This window comes from Elstera litoralis (genome assembly GCF_000963705.1).
Classification (GTDB): domain Bacteria; phylum Pseudomonadota; class Alphaproteobacteria; order Elsterales; family Elsteraceae; genus Elstera; species Elstera litoralis.
Window position 1 is genome coordinate 1 of record NZ_LAJY01000657.1, and the last position, 1,129, is coordinate 1,129.

Below are 1,129 nucleotides of genomic sequence, written 5' to 3' on the forward strand. Positions count from 1 at the left end.
GCCCATACCGCCATTGATCGAGTCATTGCCGGTTCCGCCCGAGATGTGATCCCGTCCATCACCGCCTAAAATCGTATCATTACCGCCAAGGCCTTGAATATTATCGCCATCATTACCTTCTCCGGGGTCTTTGAAGCGCCGATCAATATAATCCGCGCCTTCGGAACCTTCAGAAACTTGAGCCATAATCATCTCCTTGATGCTGTGCTGATTGGATGAAGTACAGGCCTGCTGTCGCTTTATACAGGGCGTGTTTACAGACAATTAACAACCTAAGGGCGCTTTAATAAAAATTTAAACGTTTAAATTGTAAATATTTTGTCGAATATTCTATTTTATTTCCACCCAAAAGAGACCGCACAAACGAAAACCGGCGCGAGAGCGCGCCGGTTTCAAGCAGGGCCTTCGAGAGGCAAGAGGAAGAGTAAACCCCGCCTAGCGGAAGAAATCGTCGATTTCGTTCTGGCTGACCGCCGCGCCGGGTAGTTGCGGGCCGTTGAGCAGATCGGCTTCGTCGCTGGCTCCGGCGCGTTCCTCTTCGGCGGCCCCGGCGGTCATCTGGCCGATTTCGCTCGCGCCCCAAATGCGGATCATATTTTCGATGCGCGTTTCGATATAGGTCAGCATGCGCACGATTTTGCGAATGCGCTGGCCGGTAATATCCTGGAAGTTGCACGATTCGTAAATCGTCACGACTTCGTTATTGATCTCGTCGATTTTGGCGGCGCGGGCGATGGGATCGTCGATCTCGGCCAGCGCGCCGGATAGCGCGCTAATATTTTCCGCCGCCGTCATAATATTATTGGTGGCGTCTTCGGTCTGCTTGACGACCGCATCCAACTCGAAATTGGCCGACTGAAAATTGCCGCCATCGGTTTGCACCGAAATCAGCGCAATTTCGCGTTTGGTGTTCAGAATATGTTTCGAGAGATCTTCCAGTTCGCGGGCCAAGTGTTTGGCTTCCTCGAACTTCTTCTCATTGATCGTCAGCGCGGCAACTTTGAGCGTGTCGCGGAATTCCGAAAATTCCTTATGCAGCCCTGTCCCAATTTGAAGCAAGGAGCGAAGGATATCTTCGTTCGTAATCGTCCGGCTCATTCTCTCTGCCTCTATCGGCGTTCTGCCGCTG

The 1,129-nt window shown here is 52.0% G+C and carries 1 protein-coding gene and 1 pseudogene; both read right to left on the minus strand.

The genetic code is table 11. The annotated features are described in order from the left end of the window. A pseudogene (locus VZ95_RS28390) lies at positions 1-186 on the minus strand (hypothetical protein); the annotation flags it as partial. Between the two features lie 249 nt (positions 187-435). Further along, complete coding sequence (locus tag VZ95_RS18725) at positions 436-1,098, minus strand: protein phosphatase CheZ (protein WP_052711938.1); 663 nt, start codon at positions 1,096-1,098, stop codon at positions 436-438. Positions 1,099-1,129: the final 31 nt, after the last annotated feature.

What these genes read in the sequence shown, in the direction of transcription:
- VZ95_RS18725 (WP_052711938.1), bottom strand. Translation starts at nt 1,098, where the DNA reads ATGAGCCGGACGATTACGAACGAAGATATCCTTCGCTCCTTGCTTCAA.